Here is a 6,079-nt window from a genome sequence, read left to right on the forward strand (position 1 = left end):
CGGTGAGCTCCTCCTCGAAGTCCTGGATGAGCTCGCGGGGCTCGGGCACCAGGCCCGCGTCCGCCGCCACGCCCAGCGTCACGTGGCCCGCGTAGCTGAAGATGCTCAAGCCCAGCCCCAGTCTCCCCGCTACCGGCACCCAGAACATCACCCCGGACAGCTTCACCCCCGCCAGGTACACCGGCCTCTTCGGACCCGGCACGTTCGTCAGCACCAGCGAGGCCTTCTTCCTCACCACCTCCACCGCCGCCCGTTCCACCGCCGTCGGCGCCATCCCCGCCACCGTCAGCATCCCGAACACCACCGCCGCCTCCGGCGAGCGCTTCAGCCGGTCCATCCTCCGCTTCAGCTCCCACAGCCGCTCCAGCGGGTCCTCCACCCCGAGCGGCAAGGGCAGGAACACCATCCCGAAGCGGTTGCCCAGCTCGCGCGGCAGGGGCTCGTGCGGGGGTCGCAGGTTCACCGGCACCACCGCCCGCAGGTCCTCCGGCACCCGCCCTCGTGCCCGCACGTAGCGGCGCAGCATCCCCGCCGCCACCGCCATCACCACGTCGTTCACCGTGCTGCCCGTGCCGTGGCCGATCTCCCTCATCCGCTCCACGGGGACCGGCGGCGACCAGGTCACCCGCTTCTCGACGCCCAGCGCCCCCTTGAAGGGCGAGGGCGGGTCCTGAGGCAGCGTCAGCAGCCGGCTCAACGCCGAGGCCCCTCGCGCCCCCTCCACCGCCAGATCCATGAGCTGGATGGGCTCGGACAGCAACTCCGCGCCCCGCTTCCACGCCGCTCGCGTCGAGCCCACCACCGTCCGCGCTCCCCGCAGCAGCCGCGTCAGCGTGCCCGAGGTGCCCTCCTCTTCCTCGAAGAGCTCGCGCTTCGCGCCCCCATCGGCGCGCTCATCCGTCAGCGACAGCAGCACCCTCGCCAGCGAGATGCCGTCCGCGATGACGTGGTGCACCCGCATCAGCAGCGCGTCCCCGGCCTCGCCCCCCTGGATGAGGCGCAGCTCCCACAGCGGCCGAGAGAAATCCATGGGCGTGCTCATCGACTCGCCCACCAGCGCCTCCAACGCGGCACGGCCCCCGGGAGCCGGCGGCCTCGTGCGCCCCAGGTGCGCCTCCAGCCGGAAGGCCGGGTCGTCCTCCCAGTGCGGCGTCCCCAGCAGCCCGCTCTTCACCACCCGTTGCCGGAAGCGCGGGTAGCGCTCCACCAACCGCTCGCGTACCACCTCCGTCAGCCGCTCCCAGTCCACCGGCTCGTCGAACCAGAGCACCGCCGTGATGACCATGAGACTGGTGGGCTCCTCCATCTGGAGCCACGCCGCGTCCGCGGGGGTCATCCGCTCCGTCATCTCACTGGCCCTGCTCCGGCTGCTGCCGGCGGAATTGGAACGTCTGCGAGGAGGGCGTCTCCGCCGTGAGCGTGAGCGTGTCCTTGGTCATCTCGTACGAGTAGGTGCGCTGCTCGAACTTCCCCTTCTCCAGGCTGATGACGCGCGGCTTGCCACACACCGGACCCACCGCCTGTCCGGACACCGTGCGCAGCTCCACCGTGTCCTTCTTCTCGTTCACCACGAAAGCGCCCCAGCGGCGCACCTCCAACTGGTTGCCCCGTCCCAGCGTGGCATCCTCCAGCCGCGAGCGCAGCACGAAACAGCCCCCGGGCGTCACCTCCAGCCAGCGCTCGTAGTCCGTGCGCGGCATCGCGTCCGCGACGGCGTCGACGCCTCCATCCACGGTGACTCCCGCATCCGGGCTGCCTCTGCCCTCGACCACCCGCGCCTTCTCCTCCGGCCGCAGGCTCGCGGCCTCCAGCGACCAGCGCCCCACCATCTTCGCGGGCACCTTCCCCGCGCCCACCGAGCCGTCCGCGCACGGGTCCGGCGTCTCCGTCACGGGGCTGGGCGGCGCGGGCTCGAAGGTGCGCTCGCACTGCTTGCCACAGACGCGCGCCACACACGCGGAGTCGTCCGGGCCACAGCCGGACTTCTGGGCACACCGCGCGAGCGACACCAGGGCCTCCTCGCACCCCTTGGCCAGGCATTTCTCCACGCACGAGATGTCGATGCACTGGGACACGCACACCCAGTTGGCCGCGCCACACCGTCCGGCCAGGGTGCGCGGCGTGCTCGCGGCAACCTGCACCTGGGGAGCCTGCGCCTGGGAGGCCCGCGTCCAGGCGAGGGCGGTCAACAACATCAACGACAGGACGAAGCAGAAAGCTCGCAGGCGGGTACCCTCACTCGAAGCGCCACCGCCATGTGGTGACGTCCGAGTGGTCCGGCAACGAGGGTTCCATGCGGACCGTCTCCTAGCGGGCAAAGTCCCGTAGACTGCACGGCCATGGGTGCGGACAAGCGGTGTCCCTCGTGTCGGGGACGGATGCAGCGGTTCTTCGCGATGGGCATCGAGCTGGACCGGTGCCGGGCGTGCCAGGGCGTATGGCTGGAGGCGGGCGAGCTCACGGAGGTGCTCTCGCGGGAGCTGAAGCCCCGGGTGGTGCCCGGCGGGAGCGAGCGCCCGTGTGCCTTCTGCGCGCGCCCGATGAGCCCCGCCCTGCTGCCCGGCGACGTGGAGGTGGAGACGTGCGAGCGCTGCCATGGCGTCTACATGGACGAGGGCGAGCTGGAGCAGCTCACCTACGGTACCGAGACGGTGGCCCCGCTCGGCGCCCAGGTCAGCGGCGAGCGGCGCTACTTCTTCTTCTATTGCGTGGCCTGTGGTGAGCGCTTCCCGCTCAACGAGGCCCGGGACGCCAAGGAGGGCCTGCACTGCAAGGGCTGCGCGCCCACCGCGAGGCCGCCCCCCGCCGAGGAGGAGCAGCCGGTGAAGCGCGTTGGGGGATGGCTGAGCCGCTGGTTCGGCGGCTCCGACTCATAGCCCCCGGCGGGAGCTCGAGAGGGGGAGCCGGAGGCTGAAGGTGGAGCCCTCCCCCAACGTCGACTGCACGCCGAGCGTGCCCCCGTGAAGCCTCGCGAGCGCCCCGGCGATGTAGAGGCCGAGCCCATGCCCCTGTCCCCCGGCGACCTCCGCGCGGTGGAAGCGGTCGAAGACGTTGGGCAGCTCGGCGGCGGCGATGCCCACGCCCCAGTCGCGCACCTGGACGACGGCCAGCCCGGGTGAGAGGGAGAGCGACACCTCCACCCGCCGCGTCTCTCCGCCGTACTTCACCGCGTTGGAGATGAGGTTGTTGAGGATGTAGCGCACGCGCTCGGCATCGAAGGAGAGCTCGACCCGCTGCTCCGCCCCCTTCAGCAGGAAGTCCACCTGCGGCTGGAGCTCGCTCCAGTCCTGGACCACCTCCAGGAGGAACGCCGTGAAGTTTCCCGGCTCCAACCGCAGCGCCAGCTTGCCCTCGGACAGGCGCGCCGCATCCAGGATGGAGGTGACGAGGGTGTTCATCCGGTCCAACTGCCGGAGGATGATCTCGGTACACTTGCGCTCGTCGCCGGAGCTTCGTTCCCCCTGCTTGCGCAGCAGCAGCTGGGCATTGAGCCGCGCCGAGCTCAAGGGGGTCTTGATCTCATGGGCGACCCAGTTGAGCATCTCCTCGCGGACGGTGCCGTTGGAGCGGTCCGCACGGGCCCCGGCGAGCATGGGCTCCTGCCGCGGCGGCTCCTCCGGAGCGGCGCGCACGCGCAGCACGTTCTGCACGGCCTGCTCGAAGGTATCGAGATCCACCGGCTTGGACAGGAAGGCATCCGCCTCTTCCAGGCCCGTGGGGCGAGCGGCGCTCAAGAGCAGGAAGGGGACCTCCTTGAGCCGCGAGTCGGCGCGCAGCGTGCGGAGCAGCTCCACGCCGGTGCGCCGGGGCATCATGTGGTCGCTCACCACCAGGTCCGGCGGCTCCGTCCGCGCCAGCACCAGGGCCTCTTCCCCATTGCTCGCCCGCAGCGCCCGGTGGCCCAGGTCCTCCACCACCTGGGCGAAGATCTCGAGCATGGCCTCCTCGTCCTCGGCGATGAGGATGACGCTCATCTGTCCTCTCCGCCGATGCTCGTGCCAATGGGCCGGGCCTGGCCCGTGAGCAGGCCCGTGGCCGAGCGCATCGGAGCCAGCACCCGGATGCCCGCGTCGGTGATCTCGAACTCGCGCAGGTCTCCCTCGTACTTGCTGTCGCGCATCTTGAGGATGGACAGGACCCGGTGGATGCGCCCGCGCAGTTCCACGTAGCGCAACAGCATCAGGTTCTCGCCGAGGATGGCGATGGGCGTGTCGCTGAAGTCCAGCTCGGTGCCGGCGATCTTCGATACCTCCTTGGTGAAGAGGGAGGTCACTCCCATCACCCGCAGGTGCGTGCTGAACGCGGCCAGGAAGGTGCGCCGCCGCTCCGGATCCGAGATGGCGAGCTCGAGATCCGTCAGCCCGTCGATCACCAGCCGCTTGATGCCCTGACGCTCCACCTCTCGCAGGATGCGGTGGATGAGCACATCCGCCTCCAGCTCGCTCGGAGGCTGGTGGAGCATCGTCAGGGCCCCGCTCGACAGGTCCACCTGCACGTTCAGACCAATGCGCTGCGCCCGGGCGAACAGCGCGGCGGGAGGCTCGTAAAAGGAGACGAAGAGCGTCTTCTCGCCCTGGCGGGCTCCCTCCGCCGCGAAGTGCACGGCGAGCAGCGTCTTGCCGATGCCCATGCTGCCCGCGAGCATGGTGGTGCTCTGGAGAGGCAACCCGCCTTCCATCAACTGGTCGAACTCGGGCAGGCCGAAGCTGGCCCGGACGCGCGTGGGGACGAAGTCCTTGTCGGAGGGGACGTGGGTCTCCAGCCGCGGGATGATCTCCACGCCCTCGGCCCCAATCTGGAGGAGGTGCTCGCCGGCCAGGTGGGGCCGGCCACGCAGCTTGACCACCTCCACGCGGCGCATGCGGCGCAGGCCCTTGGGGAGCACCGCCAGCGAGATGATGCCATCCACCGTCGTCGCCTCCGGCAGCGACATCAGCTTGTCGAGGGGGTACTCGGTGGTGAAGATGCCGACGCAGTCCATCGCGGCCAGCCCGATGCCCAGCTCATAGAGGAACTCGCGCAGCATCGCCTCGTCCTGCCAGAGGTCGCGGATGGAGCGCAGCCCGTCGATGAAGAGCAGCTTCGCGCCCCGCTCGCGCACGGTGTGCAGGAGGACGTCGCGCGCCTCCTTGGCGCCCTTCTTCAGCGAGGAGTAGGCGCTCACGAGGAAGATCTTCTCGCCCAGCAGCTCGCGGCGGAAGAAGGAGAAGCTGGTGAGCGCCTCCATCAGCTTGTCGTGGGGCTCGGAGGTGACGGTGGCGAGCACCACGGGCAGCCCGCGCATGGCGGCGAGGAAGGACACCTGACTGCAGAGGATGGTCTTGCCGGACCCGGGGTTGCCAGTGACGATGAGCGTCTGGCGCCGGGGGATGCCACCGCCCAACAGCCTGTCGAAGCTCTGGATACCGGTCTCGAGGCACTGCTGCCGGCTACTGCTGTCCATACGGGGTACTCGCGAAGAGGGGAAAGAGCACCCACGAGCCTTGCCGCGGGCGCGCCTTCTTCTGGAAGGGAGAACCTTGGATCTCGGATCCGTGCATTTTTCCTAACACAGGGATAGGCCCCCCATGCCGCGATTCGAGCAAGCCCCAGCCAGGAAGTCACCTGCCGGACCGAGCGTTCCGCGGGCCCGCCTGCCTGCTAGCGACCGGGGCCCCGGAGTTCCGCCGCGAAGGCCAGCAGTCGCTCCCGGGCCTTCAGCAGCTTCTCACGGGGGATGGAGAAGACCACGCGCACCCGCTCGGGGTCCCCGCACCAGTCTCCGCCGTTCAGCACCACGTGGGTGTGCTCATACACCACGGCTGGCAGGTTCTTCACCGTGAGGACGACACCACCCAGCTCCCGCCCCAGCCAGGACATCACCCTCGGCGCCAGGAAGAGGCCCCCGGCCTCCGCCGTCTCGACGCGCCCGTCCTCCGGCAGGGCCTCGGCGAGCAGCGCCCGCTTCTCGGCGAGGTCCCTCCGCATGCGGGCGAGGAACTCGCGCAGGTCCCGGTGTCGCTCCGGGTAGAGCAGCCTGCCGTCCGGGCTGCGCGCGTAGGCCGCGTAGAGGCGCGAGGCGGCCCGCGCCGTGGCCAGG

Annotated in this window: 5 protein-coding genes and 1 pseudogene; 1 reads left to right on the plus strand and 5 read right to left on the minus strand. The window is 70.3% G+C overall.

What is annotated here, in order from left to right; genetic code table 11:
* Both VF794_RS09720 and VF794_RS09725 read right to left on the minus strand, forming a co-directional pair.
* The coding region (locus VF794_RS09720) for a wax ester/triacylglycerol synthase family O-acyltransferase (protein WP_331109033.1) at positions 1-1,348 on the minus strand (1,348 nt) is incomplete at its 3' end.
* Between the two features lies 1 nt (position 1,349).
* Positions 1,350-2,195 (minus strand): hypothetical protein, encoded by an 846-nt coding sequence (locus VF794_RS09725; RefSeq protein WP_331109035.1) that lies wholly within the window; start codon positions 2,193-2,195, stop codon positions 1,350-1,352.
* Positions 2,196-2,339: 144 nt separating this feature from the next.
* Between VF794_RS09725 and VF794_RS09730 the strand changes: the two genes are divergently transcribed.
* Positions 2,340-2,876, plus strand: coding sequence for a zf-TFIIB domain-containing protein (locus VF794_RS09730; RefSeq protein ID WP_331109037.1), 537 nt, complete (start codon positions 2,340-2,342; stop codon positions 2,874-2,876).
* Here the strand turns inward: VF794_RS09730 and VF794_RS09735 are convergent.
* The 3 genes and pseudogenes from VF794_RS09735 to VF794_RS09745 all read right to left on the minus strand — a co-directional run.
* Positions 2,871-3,974, minus strand: coding sequence for a hybrid sensor histidine kinase/response regulator (locus VF794_RS09735; protein WP_331109039.1), 1,104 nt, complete (start codon positions 3,972-3,974; stop codon positions 2,871-2,873). The genes VF794_RS09730 and VF794_RS09735 overlap by 6 nt on opposite strands.
* Positions 3,971-5,443, minus strand: coding sequence for an ATPase domain-containing protein (locus VF794_RS09740; protein ID WP_331109040.1), 1,473 nt, complete (start codon positions 5,441-5,443; stop codon positions 3,971-3,973). Before VF794_RS09740 ends, VF794_RS09735 begins: the two co-directional genes overlap by 4 nt.
* A 197-nt stretch (positions 5,444-5,640) precedes the next feature.
* Positions 5,641-6,079 (minus strand): annotated as a pseudogene (locus VF794_RS09745) (S-adenosyl-L-methionine--L-methionine S-methyltransferase); the annotation flags it as partial.

Origin of the sequence: Archangium sp. (assembly GCF_036389735.1) — a bacterium.
In the GTDB taxonomy this organism is placed as follows: domain Bacteria; phylum Myxococcota; class Myxococcia; order Myxococcales; family Myxococcaceae; genus Archangium.